Raw genomic sequence first — 23,911 nt, 5'->3', positions numbered from 1 at the left:
TTTCTTTCAATTAAAAATTAGTTGCATTTAGTACCTGCTTTGCCATCTCTATGAGTCGAATTAACACTTGACTCGACCGCATCGAGATTATTTACTATTCCATTTTTTGCTAACGCCAATGCATCATATTTGCTCAAATTAGGATTAAAAGATTGTATTGCCTGTACAAGCTTATCTAGCTGGGTGCCAAAGCTGTTATGTTGGTTTACAAATCTTTGTTGATCATTCACATTGACTGCTGTCCAGCCGGAATATAATATTCCAAATTGTTCTCCCTTTCCTTCCGTTATTAATCTGGTGCGTTCATAATTTAAAAAGCCGTGTAGCGCCTCGTGAAACATCGTTGCTGCAATATACTCTTTTGAAGAGTTATTAAGGACATCTGGGTTGATAATTATTTTATGCGTTTGACCGCCTACACTACCAAAAGAACTGTGTTCTGCATCAATTTTAGTTCCTACAAATTGCGGAGCATCGGAGAAAGTGATGTTAAATGCGGTACTGTTACTAAATACAGAATTTAACCATTTTGAGATTTCGTTTTCTAAATTAGGAATATTTGCCAAAATGGATTGAGCACAAGGGTATCCTTGTAAAGAATCTATGATTTCTTGGTCCTGATTCGGATCAATGGGGGGTTTAGTGCCACCGTCGCCGTTGCTACCTCCGCCGATACCACCTCCGCCACCTCCGCTCGAACACCCGTCGCATCCATCAGGAAAAGGTGGAAAATCAGGAAAACTTGGATCAACAATATCATCACTACAAACTTCTTTCCATCCTGAAGAACATATATCAGTACCGTCTAAACAGACTTGATACCACATCATTCGACAATTCTTAAGCCTTTCTTTTGCAAGCTTACTATTCGAAGATGCATAAATTTTTACAATGTCATTTCTTGAAACTAGTTTATTGTTCAAATAATTTACAAACGAGGTCTTTCCCGTTAACAAGTCTTCTGAAACAATCACTCCGCCACTTTTGACCTCATTTATATCATCTGGAAATACGGTTAGAACCTTAAATTCCCATTTGTCATCATTTTTGAAAGCAAATAACCAAGTTTTATCTGCCAATGAATATATGGTGCTATCTGACGTTTTTGAGAATCGATTATTGTCTGAAGACAAGGGAATATAATATCCACCATTTACGCTTTGTCTTTTGCTCCAATTGGGAGTGAAGTCATAATTTTGAATTGTCGTTTTACCTTTTAGCTCTTCATAAGAAGAAATTAATGTATCCTCTATTTGAGAATGCTCATACTGTTTACATGCGGTAATAAACACCACAAAAGTGATTAATGTATAAATAAGTTTCCTTTTCATTAGGTTTATTTCTTTATTCTAATATAGTAATTTATTTTCAGTTATCATGAACTCAACTCTCGTTGATGATTATTTCTTATAAAAGTATGTTTTTTATAGTTGGGATTGTAATAATGTCGTGCAGCCGTAAGTTGTTGCAGCAAAAATTACTCGAGTATCTTTTGATAGCAATTCGATTTTTCCTTCCAAAATAAGATGATAAAAGTTTTCGAAGCAATCCTGATAGATTACCCATAATACCTATAGTCGTCAGTTTCCATTTCATCGTCATCGAACCATTCATCATCCAGATACTTGTAAAGATCATTTAAGTCAGCTACATCCTGACTTGTTTGAAAACAAGGGTGAAACCAAATTCAAAAATTCTCCTGGTCTTTATAAGGATCGGGTAGTGGTACAATCACTTTACCACGGAATAGATCTCCAGGATGTTCCTTATACCTGAAGTGGGTGAACTTTTCGCTCAAGTTTTTCATGACATTCATTTGGTCGAAATGCCACAAATGTCGTTCCGGAGAGATTAGATTAGCGTCAAAGTCAATTTTAGAACAATATTTCTAAACAAATGTACAAAGTTTTTCAGTATTGTTTATTTCATGACAGGCAAAGCCCTTAATATTCTAGCCCATCTGGAAACCCCGTAGCGCCAAGAAAAAAAGCTAGATGAACAATTGTTATATGGAAACATAAAATTACAACTATAGTTAAAGGCCTAAGGGTCTTTAAATCAATTCCAAGTAAAATAATTTGAGTAAGGTATTTATCGTAGTATATACCGTATGCTAGCGTAAAAATAGATTGTGGAATTAAGGAAATCCCTAACAGAACCTTTGTCAGTTGGCTATCTTGTAGTGAACCAATATTATTCAATATCACTATATCCGTTACTGTGAAAAGTATCGAACTAAAAACCAAACACAAAAATAAGCCCCTCTCTCGGACGGTGTTTTTTTTAGTCGCATTACCAGATCTCTTCAGATATTTTTCCAATCCAAAGTCTTCACCTGTCAGTCCACGTATTCCGCCGTACATCATTATTAAATATACGATTATGCACGGAAGTAAGGGCATCAATATGAAGATCGTTTCGGTATTCATTTCCATAATAGGTTAGCTATTTTTAAATATTACGCCAAACTTCCTTTTACAAAGGTGCCGCGCAATGTGATTATTCTTTGTTGCAATTCCAGTTTTCAATTGCTGGGTATTTTTTTACAAAATCGGCTTGAAAGACCATCGACAATTTAATTGTTAGATCTGATATATTTCATTGCCCTCAGTAGCATAGGAGCTACTATAATTTAATTCAGCATTTAGCTCTATCGCAAAAGTTTTTGTGAGATATTCTAATTCTTCCATTAAAAAGGCCACTAAGACCGTTCGGATCTTTTCTATTTTATACTCTTTAGAATTTATAGATGCCACTAAGTACCTGTCTTTTGTTTCCTCCATTGGGGAAAGAGAGATACGATCGTTGTTGACTGAGTAGATTTCTATCCTGTCGTTGTCCGAATCTGTATTAAAAAACAAGTATCGACTCTCGTAAAAGCAGGCCGAGCCTACTTCATTTTTTAACTTCCCACATATCCGAAATGAAAAGTAGTCGGGCAAATTCCCGTCGGATTCATAGATAAGATCTGAATTCCGATTAGCTAACAGCAGCACAAGATAAGGTGAGCGAAGTACTTCTTTTATCTCATTTAGAATAGTATAGAAGTCTTTTCTATAAAATGATTCAAAAGCTATTCTAAATTCTGAAGGCTTATTACAGACCTGATGAAAGGCTTTTAGCTTGGCTTGAAGAGATTTATACATTGGGTACTTTGTTGATTTAGTTATATAATTTTAAGCTATTCATTATGATAATGAGTTGAAAGTCCTGTTAAGATAATAATTCTACTGGAGAAATAAAATTATAAACGCTAAGCCTGCTGGTCATACCTGGATTTCAGGTTAATGCACCTATCAAAAGTGTCAGGGTACTTTCCGAAGTGGTGACTAATGGTTCGTTCGATGCGCTATTTGGGTACTTTGATACTTTATTCTCTTTTAATCTTTTCATTATTTGATACACTATTATATCCATGTCTACCATAGAACCAATAAATAATCAATCCAATAAAAGAACCAAATATAAGTGCTAGTATCCAAAGTGACTTTTTTATAGCATTTAGTTTTCTATTCGTCAATACATGGTTAATAGAATATAAAAATGGTGTGATTACACCTATAAGAAGAAGCGTTTCTTGCCAAGTTATAAACATTTTAATTAGCATAGTTTTGAATTTATAGTGGTTTGCACTGTGAGTAATTTGAGTTTATAATAACACATCTATTTCTAAGTTTCTCCATGAAATAGGTTATTAGCTATTCAATTATTATATACAGCGCCAAATAAAAAAAGTACTAAAAGAAGAGAATAAATATTTTTATTGACTAATCCTGATACTTTTTAAAAGAGAAGTAATGCTTTTTATCACAGATTTCCTGCTGAAATTTAAATATAATGCCTTCTTTGGTTATGTAAAACATGTCAGCAACGTCCCAGTCCATAATACCACAGTTATTATCCGGGTTTAACCTCACTTTTATGGTAGGGTTGATTTTGTGATAAATAATTCCCTCTTTTATAAATTCACTTATCTTATAAGTATCTTTACTTGGATAATATACCTTGTCAATTTCTAGCCTATTATCACTTTGTTTAATGTGTAAAGTTGGTACTATATTTCTTTTTTTTCGTTGGTTTGTAAAAATGATTTTGTCGCGATGCAAATATCCCATCTGATAAATGATACAGTTGCTAAGATTAACGATGGTATCAGGTTGATTGGTGTAAATACTGGCATATTGAGGAGCGTTGAGCCTTTGTCGGTATGGTTTTATGGGGACTAAATTCAGTACTCTTTTTAAGGTGTCAGATGTTTTTTCTATAAACAAGTAATGTATCCCAACCTTGGTTGTGGTATCCTGTTCCGGATAGGTATAAAACTCTTCTCGGCTATAGCAACTGAAATTTTTGAAATTAAGCGTATCCAAGATTGTTTCCTCAAATGTTGTTCGGTCAGGGAAATTAATGTAGTAGGTCGCACAGCTGCTAAGTGTAAACAGAGAGACTATAATTAGATATTTAAATAGATTCATCGTCGATCGTTTTATTCGTTTTACTTTGATCTGATTGTGCCATCAATCCCTATATGAAAAGTTGAGTTGTCGGGATGATAGGGGTAATTTCTCATGTAGTGGATCATTTTCTGTCCCTGAAAAGCCCTAAGTTTTGAATTGATCAGGTTAAAATTCAGCTGACGGTTATGTTTTAATCCAACGCCTAATCTAAAGTAATCCATATTAAATTGCCGTTCATCCGGATCGCCATAAACCACGATGTTATTGTTTAACGCGCTAGCTAACTCATAGCTTCCCTCAGAATATCCCGTAAATCTGTTGTAAGCAACTTGAATATGATTTACATCGATATAATCCTTATTTGAATGCCAAGCTACCATGGCGCTGGAAGTAAACCAACGATCTTTTTGATCCGCCATCCATTTAGGCAATACACCATCATTCTGATAAAAGATGTGGACATTTCCAAATTTTCCATATACTGATCCCACGCGTTGTGTTTTTTCAGCTAATGAGCCCGATCGCGATAATAGTAATATACAACCTGTTCCGGCAGACAGAGAAAGCGGGTAAACATTTTTAACAGCGGGGAATGATAGGTCGGCCATACTATAGAATGGCTGATTGTAGCTGTCTGATTTATTGATTTTTTTTGCCTTATAGGGAGACAGAACCGCTTGTACCGTAGAGTGGAGCTGTGCTGAAAAACCCTTTCGTTTACTCGAAAAGAAGTTGTATGTGCCATTTATTCCTACCTGCGCCACCAGACCTGCGTAATCAGGATTTACACTGCCTCCTAAATTAATATTACTATAGGCGTATAAGTTCTCCGCAAGATTTTTGGTTTTGACCAGTTTAAATCCTACGGTCAACGAGCTGGACATTCCATATTGAAATAGGTTACTTTTGCTTTCATAGATTTGGGCATTACTGTATAGGAAGCAGACAAGTAATGCTATTGTACTATAAATAGGTGCTATTTTCATTGTATCAGATGTTCCTGTCATTGGCTTATTTTATATTAAATTTTCATAATTAAAGCAAAAAACTGTCAAAATATATGGGATAATATGTTTTTGAACGGGAGAGCCGCTTTTCCCTAATTTTTAGGAAAAGGCGATTCTTTTGATTTAGCCATTAGATGGCTTTGTATTCATTTTAACTGCTATATAATAAGCGATCCAACCAATTTTTTCGGCAACATCGTCCTTATGGTCTGTATGGCAATAGCCAACTGTATGAGCAAACTCATGGCAAATATGTACGGCATAGGCAAGCTCAATGGGGAGGTTACGCATGTCACAAGATATCGACTTATAGTTTGAGGAAATATACTTCGTATTTGGGCATGTTGCACCCAAAGCGCCGCCACACCTGCCGGCCTGTATTGTCAAATCCAGGGTGACCTCCGCATTTCTATATAAACTATCGAGCACGGTTTTACCACCGATCCTTTCTTTTCTTGATTCCCTTTTATCTCCACAGGAGGTACAATGATTTTTGTATGCAAAATCCAGATCGTTCACTTTGTCCTGAAACTCTTTCGAATTCAGGATTTGAGAAGCCAGAACCATAGCCTTGTCAGCAATCTCCTTTGATAAAAAATTAGAATTATAGGTTTTAAAATCACCGACATGTAAAGTGACACTTAAGGTCCCTTTTGTCAGAGAAATAACTTTTGGCAGGCTCGCATTGGCCTTTAAAAAATTGTCTCTTCCAATTGAATCAGTAATACAGGAATCCTGACTAGTCACTTCATTCTTGGTTTTCACTGTTTCATGACATGCCATCATCACTATATAGCAGATTATAGACATTACAATTGCATTTTTTTTCATAATTCAAGTATATAAGGTTGATAATTGGCTTCATGGTGCATTTTGGATCACTGGTTAAACAATCTATATTCCCGGCTGAAATTTTAGTGCGATACTGGCAGCCTGGTTTTTTAACATATTTGTAGAACTTGAATATACTGGAATGTTGAATCCAATGGTGAATTTGCCAGCAATTTTTACCCCGGTATTAAATTGTAATAAACTGAAATCATGACTACCGATTCTATCGGCAAATTTGCCATTTCCGAAATAGTATGAGGTTTTAAATCCTGCGAATAGATTCATGTTAGATAATGTTTCTTCGGATCGTACCAAATCTATTGAGAAAAAGAACATGCTAGACAATTCATGAAAATTATAAGTTTGGGCCATAGGCTGGTTATCTTTTACTTCATCTATATTAAACTTATATTCAAGTGGAATATAGAATCTCATAAATTTTCCCATACTGACTTCGGTTTCTGTAAAAACAAATGGATATGTAAATGTTGCATTGAAAAAACCACCATAAGGGAGTTTGTTTTTACCTATATTGGTGCTGTCTATTTTTTTCTCATCTACCTGCGTTATCGTGCTACCTATGGCGAGTTTGATCGGTATTGACGGTATCGGGACGATTGCCGAGAAGAGCTCCGAATTTAAAGAATTCGATCCGTCAAAGTTCCGTTGTACCATAACATCTTGGACCAATTTGTAATGATCGTTTTTATCGGGACCATAGAAATGTTTTACAGCATCATCCGGAGTTTTAAACGGGAATATCCCTTTATTTTTATTTATTGAGCTCTCCTTAATTAATGATTGATAATATTTGATCGCCTCCCGGTAAGCTCTTTCTTCGGTTTCAAGTTTAAGACCAGCTTGATTATACTCATAAGCTTTATACTCTAAAATTTTCTCGATCTCTTTCTCGTTAAAATGTTTAATGCTTTCATCATCTTTTACCTGCTTACCTTTATTTGCCACTTCTTTATAAATTTTATCGTCAATCTCCGCAAGTATTTTAAATTCTTTTCTTTTTTCAATTATAGTCCTAAGTCTCTTCTCACTATCTTTTATAAAGTTGGGCGCTAATGTACTGTCTACAACACCTGAAGGAAGGTGGACGCTGTTCAAAAAAGATTGTGTCTGGGCATCTAGAGTAATTATTTTGGGCTCCTTCTGGCTCTTATAACTGTCGCTGAATGAGGATACAAATTGTGCCTGGGATCGAATTGCTAGCATGGCAAAGAGAATAATAGATAATAGTCTTTTCATATCAATTGGTTTTAGTTGTCAATGGTAATTCAATCACATTCTTGGGTATTCAAGGATGGGAAAATTTAACTTGGTTTTAGTCTTTAAACTATTTGATTAATACTTGTTTGGCTTCAAAATTTTGGCTATGTAAAAGTTAAAAACAAAATTTTAAATAACAAAATTTATCCTAAAATTTCTATCTGCTATACGGAACTTGTTTTATGATTACGTTTCGTTTAGCCGATAGCTTCGCTTCATTAAGAAGGCTGGACTAATTGTTTCAATATAAATACAGAATCCAATTAAGATTTTATTTTAAAAATTTATTAAATTAGTTACAGCTAATAACCTATTTAGATTAATCCTAAAAACCAAGATTATGGAAAGACCAAAAATTCTTTGTATTCATGGAATAGGTGGAAAAGACGAAACCATGTGGCAGCATGAAAAATGGGCGGAACAATGGCGCAAAACATTGAAAGATCACCTTCGAATTATTAAAGACGAAGATGTCATATTTATGGAATTTGACAGCTATTTTAGCAAATCAAGAGCCAACGCTAGGGATTATGTGAAGTTTTTTACCGACGCATTTTTTGCATTTTTTAGAATTACAAAGGACAGAAAAGGAATGATTACTTATCTGAAAGATAATTATCCAGATATGGTGATTGAATATCTGCAAGACCACAATAATATAAAAAGGCAGTTATGGACTTCTCTAAGAGAGCTAATTCTGAAGTATAAGCCTCATATTATATATGCCCATAGCTTGGGCTCAATGCTGGCTTATGATTTTTTCAAACAACAGGAGAATAGCACTGGATTTGAAGATATCACACTGGTCACCGCAGGCTCCCAACTTGGGAATAATGCTATAATGCGTGCCTATTTGGGCGGCCCCATAGTTCAACTTCCTATAAAGAAATGGTATAATCTGAATAATAATATTGATCTGGTTTTTGCCTGTCGAGATATAATAGCAAAATATCCGAACTTTAAACAAGTAGAAACATTTTTTCTAAAAAAATGGACCGCAAACCACGACGGCTGGGAATATTTAAATCATAAAAATGCAATCGCTGAAGTATGGAAATCTTTCCAATGAAGAGCTATTTCGCTTTGCTATTTCCAAGAAGCTTTTTTGAGCTTCATTACGGTTTCCCGTATTCCATTTTTAACCAAACAAAATATCTTTACATTGCTTAAGATTGATATAGGTTAAGTACAGATATATTATTTTAAAATAAATAATGTATCTTAGTAAAGGGTATAATAGCCAGCCCTTGTTAAAAAAGAAAAGCCATATTAATTCACAAATTGTAAATTATCAAATTTTGAATTACACGACCAAACAACTCATCGACAGGATCGAACATTTTGCTGTGAGCGATTGGGATATATCCAATCAGATCTTGTACAACATGTGTCAGCAATATCCTAGTAATACAGATAGCCAATCTATTTTGGCAAAGACCTTAATTATTGGCCGAACCTATGCGGCATCGATAGAAAGAAGAAAAGTAAAAAATACAATCGAAGACGTACAACCTGTCGCAACAATAATCAACGACGATTTTTATGTCAATCACGTTGTACCCATATTTCAGGGGCTGGATCTCGACCAGTATATCAGCGAAATCAAGAATTGGGGAAACATCCCTTTAGTGTCACTTAGCGATGAGCAGATCACCAAAGTCCTTATTCTACATAAAATACTGAGTGGCGCTTTTGAGAAAGCAACTGGATTACAGAAACGATCTTTTGCCTCAAAATACCTGCATTTTCATCTGCCTCATATCTACTTTATTTATGATAGCAGGGCATATGCAGCCTTGAATTTGGTGTATAAGGAAGTTAAGCCCCATGGCAAGAGGATTGTCAATACAGCACAGGCGGATCAGGGATATGCCTCATTTTTTTTGAAATGCCTGCGTATATTAGATTACTTTAAGACAGCGGATGAAAACCTGGATATAACGCCAAGACAGTTAGATAATCTCTTGATTGAAATTGCCAATCAATCATTGCGTAACGATAAGTCAGCAGATTAATTAGAGACTTAAACAGTCTTTTTTGAAATCGTAAGAATAGAACAACTATAATTTTACCACCCATGACCAATGCTATCTTTTTTGACACAGTCAAAGATATATTTAAGCTTGACGAAGAAAGAAAGCTAAAAGAGCGAACGCAATTCAACGTTTTTGAAATCCTTAAATTACAGAGTAATGAAAATAGGACCCATTCTGCGTTTATAGCTGAATTATTAAATCCCCATGGTTCCCATCTTATGGGTACTACATTTCTCAAGCTGTTTCTTGAGGTTACCGATTTGTTACCTTGGTTTTCACTGGATGGTGTCCGTATTAAATTGGAGAAGCATATTGGCAAGGTCGACCTGGAGGAGATCAGGGGAGGCCGTGTTGATATTTTCATTGAAAACGGCAAACAGACCATATGCCTCGAAAATAAGATTTATGCAGGTCAGGGGCATTATCAGGTGGAGCGATACCTAAAGCATAATGAAGGGAATAATCGCGTTCTATATCTCACTTTACAGGAAGATGGGTTAGATTTAAAGATAGATCATCGCTTTGATGGCCAGTGGCAGCACATCAGCTACAGCAAAACTATTATTGATTGGCTGGAGCGGTGTTTAACTGTTATAGATGAAAACTATTATTTGTTAAAAGAAAGTATAAAACAATATATTGTATTAGTAAAGAAACTAACAGGAACTATGGAGGACAAGAAATCAGCAGCTGACCTAAAAAAACTGATTATCGAAAATATAGAGCTGTCGCGCGCCGTATCAGTGAATTATCGGGAAGTACTGATTGATATCAAAAATGAATTTCAACAAGAAATCCATGATCGGTTAAAAAAACAGTTGCCGGATGGCTGGACTATCGCTATCGGAAAAAAAGCTAATGGTCCTAATGCATCCATTTGGATTAAACCTCCCAACGAACAAGCCATGTTATGGTTCGGTATAGAAACCTTCAGTGGTATGGGATCTTTTAAGGATCAGTTTATTGTTGGTGTTATTGATATGAAAAGACAATATGCAGAAGAGTTTAACCGCTCTTTTGAAAACCACAATACATTTCAAAAGAAAGATACATGGCTTGATTACAAGATTATAAAAGATCACGAGGACAAGGGGCTTAATTTTAATGACGATTTATTTCTTGTCCGTCTCGAACAAGATACTGATTATAGAGAAGCACTGACCGAACATATTCTAAACGTGTTTTCTGATTATTTTAATAGATCTAATGAGGTAATCCTTGAATTGACTAGTTAGTATTGTGTTTTTGCATAATGATTTGAAAAAAGTCCTCTAAAGATGACAATGTTTATTGAGCAACTCATGCTTATAATGTATGTTTCTAATTGATCCATTATATAAATATGAGTACGATTAATTTAATATTAATAAAAAGAATTTATGAAAGAATTTAATGATTTTGAAAAGGACAAAATTAGACTTCTAATTAACGCTGATAAACCTTGTTTAGGAGATTTTATCGCTGATACTGTTTTAGTGAATAGTGCAGTTGCAATTGATCGCCCCATGCGTACACTTGTTCTTTGGCATTTGAAAACAGATGCAAATAAACTAGACGAGTTGTTTGATACTATATCTCTGATAGAATATTTGAGAAGAGAAATGCTCATATTTGTACATACTAATCCAGTCGCATTTCAGGGAGTTTTTTTATCAAATAATTGGAATAATGATAGTAATATCCCAGTCGATAATATATTAAAGCATGAAATTCCAACGAATGTCTATGATTTAATTTTAGAATATATAAATTCATTTTATCATCCTACCTCAGATCTTAAGAATTTAGTCGAGGATAATTTTGAAACTCTTGAAAGGAAACAATTAAATGAAGCCCTAACCCAAACAAAATATTCAAAAGGTGCTTTTGTGGTTGCAATTTTGGCACTTATTTTTACCGTTGGGTATTCGTATTTTAAAGATGATTCCTTGAAATTTGATAAAGATCAAATTATTGAAATTAAAGACTTTATAGAAAAAGAAAATGAAATAAGAGAGAATAATTTGACCGAATATTTTAAGATGGAGAATGAATGGAAAAAGAGTTTTTATGTGCAACTGGAAAAAATCAGCACTAACAAGAAAAGTAGATGAGATTACAACATTACTATGCTAAATACTGTAAGTACCCCATTTTTCCGACAGCTGGGATTGGACTTTTCTAATTTACGTTACTAATTGATTTATTTGTTGTTTGTGTCTAATATTTTTTGATAATTCCGTTGGTGTAAGATTCCCAAGACCTTCATGTGGTCTGTTGTTATTGTATTCATCCATCCATGCCTGGGTATGTTCTCTTACGTCTGACAAGTTGAAAAATAAATAAGCATCCAAAATTTCTTTGCGATAACTTCGGTTAAACCGTTCGATGTAACCGTTCTGCATAGGCTTACTGGGCTGGATAAATTGAATAGCGATGCCTTGATCTTTACACCAGAGCTCAAAATGATGACTGGTGAATTCAGGACCATTATCTACGCGTAGACAGAGCGGTTTGCCCCGCCAGTCTATGATTTGTTCAAGTGCCCGAGTTACCCGCAAAGAAGAAATTGAAGTAGCTATTTCGATACACAATATCTCACGGGAACAGTCGTCCATCACATTAAAGGTTCTAAACCTGTTTCCGCTGGCCAAGCTATCGCTCATAAAGTCCATGCTCCATTTTTGATTAATGCTGACCTGTTGTTCCAAAGGCTGTTTCTCCCGAACAGGTAGACGACGTTTGCCACGCCTCTTCTTGTTCATATTTAGTAGCTTATACACCCGATAAACTTTTTTATGATTCCAGGGCTTCCCCGCTCTGCGCAGATAAGCGTAAAGTTTTCGGAATCCATATACAGGATGTTTGGAGGACAGTTCATCTAATGCAGAGATGACAGCGCTGTCATCTTTCTTACTAACATAGTAATATTGTGAACGGCACATACCTGTCAATTTACAGGCTCCGGTTACACTCAAACCGTGATCTAGGACAATCTCCTGAGTTAACTGTTTTTGCTGCCGGAGCCCCAACCTTTTTTTGTGATGACTTCTTTTAGGATATCATGGTTCATACTCAGTTCGGCAAACATCTTTTTCAAGCGTGCATTTTCTTCTTCAAGTTCCTTTAGGCGTTTGACATCTGAGGCTTCCATACCTCCGTAACGACTCTTCCAATTATAAAATGTGGCCTTGCTAATTTCCAGCTCACGGCAGATGTCTTCGGTCTTTCTGCCTTCTTCGCCCTCTTTGAGTGCTCGAACAATCTGTGTTTCTGTAAAACGTGTCTTTTTCATCTTATTACTTAAATCTAAACATTTATGTCCAGTTTTAAGCTGTTGGAGTTTTTGGGACACTTACAATTTCAGGACAAGACAGGTCAGTATGATCCGGAAAAGTTCATCTAAATCTTATTGAGGGGTCAACATCTGCCGGAATGGCATGCGATAACTCAATTGAATCGCGCATATACTCCAGTGCAATGTACCGGAATCATGGGGTCAATTTACTCCGGAATATGCAAATTCATCCGATCCTATTATTGTCCAAAGGAATTACCAGGCAATTAGGGATGAGGTCAGGGAAATAGTTAATGCAGCGCTGCAAAAAATTTTATAGATTATTCTTCATTTATGGGTAATGAAACTCCTTAATATTTTAATGCCATAATGTTATTAAACCATTTTCAAATAACATTATGGCATTAATCTTTAAAATTCAGTCAACGAAACATTTACGCCAGCTTTTAAATGCTTAAGTCCCCAGACTTTTACGGGTATCCCCTCATTTTGCAATTTTCGACTGAAAAATTTCGCTTGAACTGGATCGTGCGTTGTCATCAATATCTGAAAATCATGATCCAAAATATAGTCCCTTAACAAATCAAAGACTCCAGCAGCATGCACTAGATCGTGGTGTTGTGTTGGGTCGTCTAGTAATAAACCCTTCCAATCAGACCATTGGTATTTATGAGCCATTGAGAGTAAAAAAGTAAGTTGAAGATCAGTTAATTGGGCTTCACTTGCAATATCTGATACTGGTACACCATTGCCATGAATTTCAAGATTAACACTAGCGTGTTGTTTTTTATAATGGGAATAACTATTAAGTTGGGTTTCTGAGAATCTTCTATCTACTACTGTTCTGCTTAATAACTTTTTCCAATATGGATTAATTAATTGTAATCTATCATGAAGACTACCTATCTCACTTGAAATTTCACGTGATAGTGTGTTTAAAATATCAGAATTCGCATTTATTGAATTATACTTTTCTGTTGCTGCTTCATATTCTTTTTGCAGATATGATTCATATTCTACTTCCGATTTAGTTGCCCGCAATAAGTCAATTTCTTCTTGTGTTTTAAAATATGTCTTAAAGGTTGACCAACCAGCTAATTCACTCTTTATAGCTGACAATCTAGACTTTAAACTGTATAATTTTTCAAGCTTTATTTGTTCATCTTCTTTTCTTGACTTTAATAATTCTAAATTGATCTCATTTTCAAAACCTTCTAACTTCCAATTCTCTATAAATTTTGAAATGGTATTTGAATTTGAAGCTAAACTTTCCTTTAGCATAGTCTTCTCATTCTGTAGTTGTTGAAGTTTTAGGTTTATTTCTTCTTTTTTTGCGATTAAAGTTTTTTGTGCTGTTTGTTGTGAATTATTAATGCTCAGAAAATCATGAATTTCTTCTTGGTAATTTTTCTTCTGGTCAAAATCAGATTCAAGAATTATTTTAATTTTCTCATTTATTACATTTATCTTATTTTGCAAATTATGGACCTCGTTCTCTAGTTCATGAATCTTTAATTGTAAATGCTTAGACTCGTTTTCTAAATTTTCAAGTTCCTCCTTAGATACTGTTTCTATAAATAAGTAATCCGTTTCAACTTTTAGATATTCATCATTGTTTATTAGCTTTTGATTCTTCAAATATTCTACTGCCTCTTCTATACTATAGTTGCCTTCAAATTTTGGATGAATTTCCAATTTAATTTGATTCTCAAGGGACTTTATTTCGTCCTCTATTATTTTTTTATTGCTTTGGACTGATGTATAATTAGAATATTCTTTATTGTAACTATTCTTTTTGGATTCAATTTCGTCAAAGGTTTTTTGTGATTGTTCTTGCAATTGCATAAGCTGCGGGGAGAGTCGTTCCAAAGAATTCTTCATCCTATTTTGCAGTTCGTTAGGATCAAATTTTGATTCACACAATGGACATTCACCGTTGTCCTTAGGATGGTTTAATATTATTTGGGTCAGCGCGTCTTTGAGTGTATTATTGATACTACTAATATCTTCAAGCTGTCTTAATTTTTCACTAAATTCTTTTGATAATTCGGCAATTTCTTTTTGCAACTGATCTGCTAAACCTTTATGTGTTTTCTCTGATTCTGCATAATCGTTAGAGATCTTCCGCTTTTCAATAATCTCTCTATTAATTATTGCCCACCGATTTAAAATAGGATCTAAGTTTTCTAATTCAACTTTTCTATTAATAACTTTTTGTCTTTCATCTAAAATAATCTTCTGCCTTTCAAATTCTGTCTGTTTGGATCCAATTTGAAGTTTTAGGAGATCAAGCTTTTCCTTTCTATTCAATAATTCAGATCTTAAAGTCGAAATTAAAGTTGATGTATTCTGAACCTCAGAATTATGATTATACAAGGCTTCTAACTGTTTTTGGTTATTTTCCGCAAGGTTAAGTAGAATATTATTCTTGTTTATATTTTCAAATATAATTACCTCGTCATCATTTAATTCTTGAATTTTTGAAACATTGTCATTAATCTCTATTTCTAACTCATCAATTTTAATTTGATAATTTTGATTTTCTATTTCAAATTTAAAATAAGACAATGCTCCCTGTTCCAGTATTGCAAATCGTTCTAATTTTTTCCTTTTGCTTTCTTCTTTTGAATCTAGTTTATTTTCAATTGAAGAAATTGTAATATCAAGGTCGGCTATGTTATCCGTAATTATTACTTTCTCAATTGAAGCTTGTTCAATTAAAAATTTAATTTCGTTTATTAGCTGGTCGATTGGCTTTAATGAGGAGGAATGGTTAATTTTCTCCTCGTCCCTTTTTAATAATAGTGACTTCCAGTTTTGGAATAACACTTTAGCATTTTCTTTTTCAAGTTCTGCTTTTTCCCTTTTCTGAGTTGCAGCTCTTTTTGCACCGGTCATGATTTCATTCGCCCGAATAATTTCTTTTCCAATACTTAAGTTTTGCAATAAAAATCCTGCTTCAGTTGTGTTTGACTGGACAAACCATTTGTTACTTTGTTGGTCAAGCAAATGTGTTAATCGTAATAGGAATGGGATGTTTTCTATTTTAGCGTTCCTAAATAATTGATTGATATTACCTTTAACAGATATTGGATCTTTTGTCGATAAATTTACTTCATTAAATATTGACTCTCCAAATTCCAATTTTACATAACCATCAGTATATTTATCTCTAACAAGTGTATTTAAATTTGAATTTTCCAGTCTCCTAATTTTTCCTGTTAATCCCAACTCTATTGCTTCAAATATTGTTGTTTTCCCTGTTCCATTTGGAGCTAAAAATATAGTAGCTCCTTTTTCTATCGGAATTTCAACATCTTTATCAAATTTACGGATGTTACTAATGGATATTTTAGTTAAGTTTTGCATCAGGATTGGTGTATTATTTAAAAGATTGAGTCAACTAGTTCAATGCCACTTTTACCTGATAAAATTTCTGATTTCCATTGTTCAATTTTTTCTTTTGTAAATTGTGGATGTGATTGTGATGTTAACTGCAGCGCTGCCTGAAAGGGATCGGTAATAGCCTCCGAATCAATTCCAATGACTAAATTACTAAATACAGTTCTTTCCATAAATTGGTGAATGGTTTCATCATTTCGTATTATGTATTTCCTGCAGAATAATTCAGTTGTTTCGTAACCAAGTATTTCGTCTTCACTTAAAAAAGGGTTTACCATTAATAATACTAAATATAAATCAGTTCCTTCTATATATGATAAATGATCTTTTACGTTTGCAGTCCAGACAAGAGCGTCCTTTAGTTCCTCAATTGAATTTATTGATGTGAATAGAAATGTTTTCCAGCTATCTACTTGAATACTTCTTTTCTTAAAACGTATGCATTTTTTATCGTTATCTAAATAGAAGCTTTCATATAATTCTATTGTGCTTGAATCTACATCAGCGATAAATCGATCATTGGTCTGTTCTAATAGTTCAACACTAAACTCTTTTGCGGAAATCATATTTTTCATATTTGTAGTGTATTAATTAGTTCACTCGCATTTATGTTTTTTAAATGTGTTTGAATAAACTCTTCTAATTCCTTTATGGAACCTCCATTGATTATAGTTGATAATTTATTAGAATCTGTTATAATGGTTTTTTTCTTCTCTGTTAACATTGGTGGGTCATCAAAACTTCCTGCAAGTGAAGTTCCATATAAACCTGAAATAGGAGTATTTGATCCTGATAGTAAAAGGCAATTGCAGTTTTCCTTATCGATTATGTATTTCATATCTGAACTACTAATTGAAGTTATTTTTCTTTTTGCTTGTGGCGGTCCGCTCCAATATCTTAAAGCCTTAACAATCAAATTTTGGTTTTTTGTCGATATCCAATCATGGTTAATCTTATCAAATCCGACTGAAACGATTAATAGTAATAGAATGCCATGGGCAATAAGGTGAGCGGTTTTAGGCCCTATCCTAAGTATTGCAATTATATCTTCACCTTCTGCTATCGGTTTCATCATTTGGAGGAATAGACATTCTAATTCTGCGGGATTTTTATCAAAATCTTCCATCCATGCTGCCCACCGAGCATTTACAATATTTTTTAAGTCGCCTGTATTGAGTTCTCTAATTTTTAAATTTACTTTTTTATAAACAATGGTTCTGGTAGCAATTAGCATTTCTTCATTTAAACTTTCAGCCTCTTTTTCCTCCAGAACTTCATCTTTTAATTCAAAATTATCGCTTGCTTCAAAAGGAGTATAGTCTACAAATACCAAATTTTCTAAATCAGTTTCGTCCATACCTAATGTTCCTCCAGTCTTTGCAAATGTTATTTGCTCCCAAACTTTAGGATCAATAACATTAAAAGTACAATTACTTTTAAAGTGAATACCCAGTCTTATTAAAGCAGTGGAAAGCTTACAAAAATCATTATGTTCATTATTATTAAACATTAATGAAAATGAAGTTCTTTCATTCCAAAAATTATTTACTGTAATTTTTGGGTGCTCAATATCATTAATATCCTGAATTCCACTTTTGACCCATCGACTTAATGAGTTTTTAGAATATTGTGTCCACCTTGGTTTTTCTGGTTTTAAAAATTCATAAAGGTTAGTATAAATATATCTAGCAGTCAATGAATTCGGTGCCGGTGCCCCGTGTAACACTAATTGATTTATCTTAGCAATAACTGTTTCAATTTCTTTATAAAATGGACTAAGCAATTGTTTGGTGCTTTCAATCAACCTATCTTCATATCCATCAACCTGAATAGTTAAAGGTTTTAGGACTTTTAAAATTTCATCCCAATCATTTAAGCCGCACCAGGTATTGAAGTAGGTGAATGCTAATTTAACAAAATTTACTTCATCTTGCATCTCCTCCATTTGGGATGCTGTAGTTGTTTCTTTAATATGGATGTTGCATAATTTCATAAGATCCCTGACATAGAAATCTTTCTTTATTTGAACTCCGCCATCTGGCAGCTCTATTATGAATTTTTTTGGTGGATGAATTTGAGATTGATCAGTTTTTTTTATCCATTCTGCCAATTCGACTATGGTTTTATCAAATTCTGTTAAATCTCTTAATTTTTCAGAATCTTTGTCTTTACCTCTTTTCACAAGTGCTCTTTCTGTATCGCCATTATCAAAATCAGTTGTTTGCCTTTTTATTTGAATATGAATCCAATTACTTGAATTTCTTAGAATCAGATCGTCCCATCTTCCAATACCCCCTTGCTCGCTACCGATTTCATGGTGATGGGTACGACCATCAATAAAGCCTGCCAACATTTCTGCTATCTTGTTAACGGCAATTTGGACACCATAGCTTTCTGAAATATTTAAATTTATTTTTTTAAACACTTTTCAATTCGGTTAAAATTAGTTGGCAAAATAGCAATTATATTTATAAGATCACATAAGTATGAATAAAAGGTTATTACTTTATTTATTTTAAATAGAACGATATCATGATTGCCAAAATTCTTGGTTATCCAAATTCATTATGAAGCCTTCCCGCTTTTCTATAAAATATCACCTTTTGTGGAATCGGCGGGATTCGAACCTTATGGGTCAAAGCCGCTTCCAGTGCGTATTTTATAGTACTAAAAACAAAAATGCCACGAATAGCGATTATTCGTGGCATTTGTATCATTTGGCGGAAAGGGAGGGATTCGAACTAACCATCTCAATTCACAATAAACCTATATTTTTAATAGTTTTTAAGTAAGCAGCCACGATTTTGCCATAGATTTATTATATTCTGAAAACCGTTAGAAATTACTTAAATAATGTAACCTATAACAACAATGCAAAGAGCTTTATAATTCTTTTGTTTGAACAAATATAACTAAAATTATTAGTTCATTAATAATTGCTAAGATCTTTGTTTAGAATAATTTTTATTGTTATTTTACGGTAAACCGTATTGGAAAGAGATGATTTTTTTTGTATTTTCGAGTAACAATGCCATATTTTAATTCAAAAACTTATAACATATAATAATTGAAATAACTTATTTTTTAAATGAATTATAAGTTTTAAATTATTAATACCATGAAACACCTAATGATTAATGGAGTTAGAAGAACACGTACGAGTATACAAGGATAGGTTGAGAATATTTTTAATTCTCTATTATTTTGCTGATGATTATTCATCAGAAGAATTTCCAGAATATAAAAGAGTTTTTAAGAGTGAGGTTCGCATACAAAAGTTGGACTTTCTTTTACGAAACCCAGATTATCTTTCTTATGAGTTATTACAATTAATATCTACTAAACCTGAGTTGAAGGCGGAAATTAAAGATATTGTTAAGTCTATATATTTAAGTTCTGAACCTCAATTAAGAAGACTTGAAATGGAAAGGTTTTTCTTTGGCGCCTACGAAGATATAGATGATGTCATTAGCTTTCTATCGAGTATTGATTTCATTAAATTTACTAGCAAAAAAAGTTCTGATCTAAAGACAATCGAAAAACTATATTTTGTAACACAATATGCTATTTCAAAAGTAGATTCAGTAATTGACGATTTACCAGCAATTGAATGGTATACAAACAGGTGCATGCTTATAAAGAAATATTTTGGCAATTTGTTAGGATCAAATCTAAAAGTTTCTCAATACAAAATTGAGGAATACAAGAATACAAGTTTTAAGAAATTTATAGGTGAAATTTCAGAAACAGTTAAAAATAACTTTCACCAAATTTATACTGAGAAATTATGAAATTCGACTATAACAAATTTATAAAAGATCTACATTCTCAATTTAAGGATTCTTTTACCGTGGAAGAAATTAAAAGTTTATTAAATCTTGAGGACGAAATAGATAGGGATACCTCTTTATCTAATGGTAAACGACTTACTGTAAATTACGTAGCATTCAATGGTAAAAAAGAAGATGATGGAAATAAAAATATTAATAAAGTTGAAATAGATTACAAACAAGATATTTATTCAGGCGTAAATATTTGGGTTGCTGATAACTTAAAAGGAAAATCTAGTATTTTTAAGATTATCAAATTTGCATTGACAGGTAGTGATAGCTTAAAACCAAATATTTCAAGATGGATAGATCAAATTTTGGTTATTTTTAGTATAAATGATAAAAAGTATACTGTATTTATAAATAATTCAAAAAGAGTTAACGCGATTCTATACAATAAGGAGATAAAATCTTTTCCATCTGAAAATGAACATTTAGAAGATCAATTATTTGTTTCGTCTTCTAAAACCGATTTTGAAAATCAAATTCAAAATTTCTTTTTTAGGCAATTGGATTACTATTCCCTTCGTTGGACACAAAAATCCTCTGTAAAAGATAAAAATGATCTATTGGATGTCGGAGCTAGTTGGCTAACTTATTTTAAATCTGTTTTTTTAGAATCTAAAGATAGCGCAGAACTTATGTACGGTTCGCAAGGGACTAAGGTTTTCCAAATGCTTTTAGGACTTCATTTAACTTCACCAATAAATAAATTGACGGTTCAGAAAGATATGTTAATGCATGAAAAGGGCAAACAGAACGCTAGTGATTCGGCACAAAATGAATCGGCCTCTGAGGAGAAAAGTATTTTGCAAAAAGAACTTGATGATGTGACAAAAGAACTTGATGATTTAAATTTAGCCAAAAAAGAATCTGGTGATATTGAATTTCTTGTTAATCAATATGATGCACTACTTAAAGAAATTGAAGTAGAAAATAGTAAATCCTTTAAAGTTAACACAGATCTGCAAGAAAATAGGACGCAGAAATTAAATCTTACCAGATTAATTCAAACTCTTGATGAAGAAAAAATCAAATTAGGGAAAGAGAATCGAAAAGTTGAAAAACAGCAAATAGACATTCAAGAGTATTTAGATATTGGCGTTCTATTTTCCAATCTGGAGATAAAGTCTTGCCCAAGCTGTAACCACCCTGTCACTAATGAGAAGAAACAACATGCAGTGAATTCTCATTCTTGTGCGTTATGTAATGACGATGTTTCAAAGGATGAAGTTGAATTTAATACAGCTAATCTATCAAGTAAATTAGAAAGTCTTGTCAAATTAAAGGAAAATATCCAGCAAAGAATAGTAGAAATTAAGTTAGATATTGATACAGCGAGGAAAGCTGATAATGATTTGTACAGTACCCGTATTAGACTTGAACAACAATTAAGTTCGATCAAGGATGTAGCAGGTTTAAATGAGAAACTCAAAGAATTACAAGATAAGATAAATATAGAACGGCAAAAAATGGTCCCACGTGACTCTGAAAAAGATATATTAATTGAAAAAAAAGCCATTTTAAAGTTTAGGATTGATCAATTAAATCAGGGACCAAAAAGAATTGGAGATCCCAAAATAGAACAAAAAATTCAACTATTGACAAAGGCTGTTGAGGAATTAAATAGCCGAAGATTTTCCGACGGTCAATCAATTTTAAAAAAGCTGTCAGATTTGATGTTATCTGAGGTGCAGTCTCTTGGTCTAAGAATTTCAGAAATTACTATTAATGATAAATTTGATATTAAATATAAACAAGATGGAGATTACCTCACATTTTCTCAAATTGCTGAAGGTGAGCAATTAAGGGCAAAGCTTGCGTTTTATTTAAGTCTTATACAATTAGATATTATCCATAATTATGGGCGCCATTCTCGATTTTTAATTATCGATAGCCCTGGTAAGGAGGAAGGTGATAGAAGTTACTTAGAGGGCTTAACCTCATTGATCAAGGAAATTGAGGAACGTTATGGAGATCAACTTCAAATATTGATAGGAACTGCTGAAAGAAGTTTGGAAAATACAGTTTCTCATCAAAACGTATTTCCTGCAAACACGTACGTATTCTAATGGAAAGTCTAAAGGATCATTTCGCAAAAATAAATACTCCGGAAAAGATTGACTTCCTTCAGTCATCATTTTTTAATGTTGTGGAGAAATCAAGTGAAAGGGAATTAAATGCTTTTTTGCAAAATATTGTATTGAATGAATCTGAGAATACATATGTTCAAAGACTTGCGATTGAAAGATTAATGGATCTAATCTTTTTAAATAAGCTTAAGCCTCGTCACGCTTTATCTATTTTAATAGATAATTGGGATTCAAAAGACCTTTCATTAAATACTCTCAGAATAAAGTCGCTATATTACCTTTATGATTATGAAGAGAAAGATGTAATAAAAATTTATGAACAGTATCTCAGTTCCGAAGAATCAGAATTAGTTGCTGAAGCTTTTTTCCATTTGGGATTAGTAAATATGCAACTTGGAATGGCATCAAAAGATAAAAATACTTCCCTAAAGGCTCTTGAAAAAAGCAAGCTAGAATTTACAAGCGCCAGCTTGGCTATCGAAAATAGATCAGATGCAATTCTTATGAGCAAAATCGTAAGTCTGACTATTAATGTTTGTAATTCTGTAACATCAACGTTGAAAGAAGGCCTTAAAGAGATTTGTGAAATTCTATTTACAATTGAGTCGTATTCATTTAATTTTAAGAATGGTCCATACTATATTGGCTTTTATAGAGTTTTAAATAGTTTAGTTAATATAGCAGAACAAAAACCTCTTACTTGGTTGGATTTTAGAACTGGTTTATCTTCTCTGTTTAACGAATATGCATCAATTAAAGATCAAGAAATTAAAGATAAACTTTCTCTTAGTCAATTATCAAACAGTTTTTTCGAAAAATTAAAATCTGAATTTTTTCAACCCTTCTTTGCATTGAATTTTTCAGCAGAAAAATCTAGAATAACCGGTAGGCTAAACGAACTACCTTTGGACTCTCCAGAAACTATCTTTTTACAAGATCTACTAGCTCTAATAGATGCAGATCCTAAAAAAAAAATTACAATTGAGACCTTAAAAAAACAACTGAAATTATTATTTCCATTCGTTTCTGATTCTACTTTGGAAGAATTGGAAGAGCGATATTCTGACGAGAATATAGAAACGAAGCTGTTTAAAATTTATAAAGATCTATCTAAACCATCTTTAATACAAGTAGATGATCATGTTTTGAGAAGTTGTTTGTTAATGCAAAGTAACCGTAACTATTATGGAAATTATTCTGAAGATGATCGAAATACTTTTATAGCAAGTATGTTGGAAAGTGCAGGATATTTAATAAAGGATCAGACTAGACGAAGTAAGACGGAAACCGGAAAATCGGCAGGGGAAATAGACATCCTTATACAAAATATCGAATATCAACCAATTTCGATTATTGAAGCATTAAACTTAGAATCAGTCAACAAAAGCTATATCATAACTCATATAAACAAAATTTTCACCTATGATGCAAATGGATTATCAGATAACTACATCTTGGTTTATGCGAACTTGAAAAAATTTGGAGTGTTTTACAAAAACTATATGGATTTTGTAAAAGAACATGATTTCAAATATCCACTTATTGCACTTAAGGAAGATAACATATTGCAATATACTGAAATTAGAAAATTTACGATTGTCCATAAACGAAATGAAAGAGAGGTAAATATGCATCATGTTTTGATAAATCTTTCTGATAGTAAAAGTTAAAAATGATGTGATAGTTTAGAGACCGGTTAA

The 23,911-nt window shown here is 33.1% G+C and carries 18 protein-coding genes; 7 read left to right on the top strand and 11 right to left on the bottom strand.

What is annotated here, in order from left to right:
• Positions 1–17: 17 nt before the first annotated feature.
• The 7 genes from B3P16_RS20435 to B3P16_RS20410 all read right to left on the bottom strand — a co-directional run bounded on the left by B3P16_RS20435 (position 18) and on the right by B3P16_RS20410 (position 7,552).
• Positions 18–1,331 carry a hypothetical protein gene (locus tag B3P16_RS20435; RefSeq protein WP_286844140.1) on the bottom strand — a complete coding sequence of 438 codons (1,314 nt, stop codon included), beginning with the start codon at positions 1,329–1,331 and terminating at the stop codon, positions 18–20.
• A gap of 1,251 nt (positions 1,332–2,582) precedes the next feature.
• A complete protein-coding gene (locus tag B3P16_RS20430) occupies positions 2,583–3,146 on the bottom strand; it encodes a hypothetical protein (protein ID WP_286844139.1) in 564 nt (187 codons plus the stop codon).
• Positions 3,147–3,370: 224 nt separating this feature from the next.
• The gene (locus B3P16_RS24370; RefSeq protein WP_376786270.1) at positions 3,371–3,595 is read right to left on the bottom strand and encodes a PLDc N-terminal domain-containing protein; all 225 of its coding nucleotides are present in this window, start codon (positions 3,593–3,595) and stop codon (positions 3,371–3,373) included.
• A gap of 172 nt (positions 3,596–3,767) precedes the next feature.
• The gene (locus tag B3P16_RS20425; RefSeq protein WP_286844137.1) at positions 3,768–4,475 is read right to left on the bottom strand and encodes a hypothetical protein; all 708 of its coding nucleotides are present in this window, start codon (positions 4,473–4,475) and stop codon (positions 3,768–3,770) included.
• Between the two features lie 20 nt (positions 4,476–4,495).
• Positions 4,496–5,464: a hypothetical protein gene (locus B3P16_RS20420; RefSeq protein ID WP_286844135.1), complete on the bottom strand. Its 969-nt coding sequence runs from the start codon at positions 5,462–5,464 to the stop codon at positions 4,496–4,498.
• A gap of 123 nt (positions 5,465–5,587) precedes the next feature.
• The gene (locus tag B3P16_RS20415; RefSeq protein WP_286844134.1) at positions 5,588–6,229 is read right to left on the bottom strand and encodes a hypothetical protein; all 642 of its coding nucleotides are present in this window, start codon (positions 6,227–6,229) and stop codon (positions 5,588–5,590) included.
• A gap of 129 nt (positions 6,230–6,358) precedes the next feature.
• Positions 6,359–7,552 (bottom strand): hypothetical protein, encoded by a 1,194-nt coding sequence (locus B3P16_RS20410; RefSeq protein WP_286844133.1) that lies wholly within the window; start codon positions 7,550–7,552, stop codon positions 6,359–6,361.
• Positions 7,553–7,913: 361 nt separating this feature from the next.
• Between B3P16_RS20410 and B3P16_RS20405 the strand changes: the two genes are divergently transcribed.
• The 4 genes from B3P16_RS20405 to B3P16_RS20390 all read left to right on the top strand — a co-directional run bounded on the left by B3P16_RS20405 (position 7,914) and on the right by B3P16_RS20390 (position 11,702).
• On the top strand, positions 7,914–8,642 hold the full coding sequence (locus B3P16_RS20405; protein ID WP_286844132.1) for a hypothetical protein: 729 nt from the start codon (positions 7,914–7,916) through the stop codon (positions 8,640–8,642).
• 145 nt (positions 8,643–8,787) lie between these two features.
• Complete coding sequence (locus B3P16_RS20400; protein WP_286844131.1) at positions 8,788–9,588, top strand: hypothetical protein; 801 nt, start codon at positions 8,788–8,790, stop codon at positions 9,586–9,588.
• Between the two features lie 62 nt (positions 9,589–9,650).
• Entirely contained in the window at positions 9,651–10,844 is a 1,194-nt protein-coding gene (locus tag B3P16_RS20395; protein WP_286844130.1) for a PD-(D/E)XK nuclease family protein, read from the top strand.
• Between the two features lie 144 nt (positions 10,845–10,988).
• The gene (locus B3P16_RS20390; protein ID WP_286844129.1) at positions 10,989–11,702 is read left to right on the top strand and encodes a hypothetical protein; all 714 of its coding nucleotides are present in this window, start codon (positions 10,989–10,991) and stop codon (positions 11,700–11,702) included.
• A 72-nt stretch (positions 11,703–11,774) separates the two neighbouring features.
• Here B3P16_RS20390 and B3P16_RS20385 read toward each other — a convergent pair.
• The 4 genes from B3P16_RS20385 to B3P16_RS20370 form a co-directional block, all read right to left on the bottom strand.
• A protein-coding gene (locus B3P16_RS20385; RefSeq protein WP_286844128.1) for an IS3 family transposase occupies positions 11,775–12,883 on the bottom strand; the annotation gives its coding sequence in 2 pieces (ribosomal slippage) (positions 11,775–12,622 and positions 12,622–12,883; 1,110 coding nt in all).
• A gap of 414 nt (positions 12,884–13,297) precedes the next feature.
• Complete coding sequence (locus B3P16_RS20380) at positions 13,298–16,255, bottom strand: AAA family ATPase (RefSeq protein WP_286844127.1); 2,958 nt, start codon at positions 16,253–16,255, stop codon at positions 13,298–13,300.
• A 17-nt stretch (positions 16,256–16,272) separates the two neighbouring features.
• Positions 16,273–16,863 carry a hypothetical protein gene (locus B3P16_RS20375; protein ID WP_286844126.1) on the bottom strand — a complete coding sequence of 197 codons (591 nt, stop codon included), beginning with the start codon at positions 16,861–16,863 and terminating at the stop codon, positions 16,273–16,275.
• Entirely contained in the window at positions 16,860–18,713 is a 1,854-nt protein-coding gene (locus B3P16_RS20370; protein ID WP_286844125.1) for an ABC-three component system protein, read from the bottom strand. The genes B3P16_RS20375 and B3P16_RS20370 overlap by 4 nt, the downstream gene beginning before the upstream one ends.
• Before the next feature lie 712 nt (positions 18,714–19,425).
• Between B3P16_RS20370 and B3P16_RS20365 the strand changes: the two genes are divergently transcribed.
• Genes B3P16_RS20365 through B3P16_RS20355 form a run of 3 tightly spaced genes read left to right on the top strand, consistent with a single transcriptional unit; the run spans position 19,426 to position 23,881 of the window.
• Positions 19,426–20,079, top strand: a complete 654-nt coding sequence (locus B3P16_RS20365) for a hypothetical protein (RefSeq protein ID WP_286844124.1) — start codon at positions 19,426–19,428, stop codon at positions 20,077–20,079.
• A complete protein-coding gene (locus B3P16_RS20360) occupies positions 20,076–22,190 on the top strand; it encodes a hypothetical protein (protein ID WP_286844123.1) in 2,115 nt (704 codons plus the stop codon). Before B3P16_RS20365 ends, B3P16_RS20360 begins: the two co-directional genes overlap by 4 nt.
• The gene (locus tag B3P16_RS20355; protein ID WP_286844122.1) at positions 22,190–23,881 is read left to right on the top strand and encodes a hypothetical protein; all 1,692 of its coding nucleotides are present in this window, start codon (positions 22,190–22,192) and stop codon (positions 23,879–23,881) included. The genes B3P16_RS20360 and B3P16_RS20355 overlap by 1 nt, the downstream gene beginning before the upstream one ends.
• Positions 23,882–23,911: the final 30 nt, after the last annotated feature.

It is taken from the genome of Sphingobacterium sp. UBA7631, from assembly GCF_002483935.1.
In the GTDB taxonomy this organism is placed as follows: Bacteria; Bacteroidota; Bacteroidia; order Sphingobacteriales; family Sphingobacteriaceae; genus Sphingobacterium; species Sphingobacterium multivorum.
This window is presented reverse-complemented; position numbering and strand designations above follow the sequence as displayed.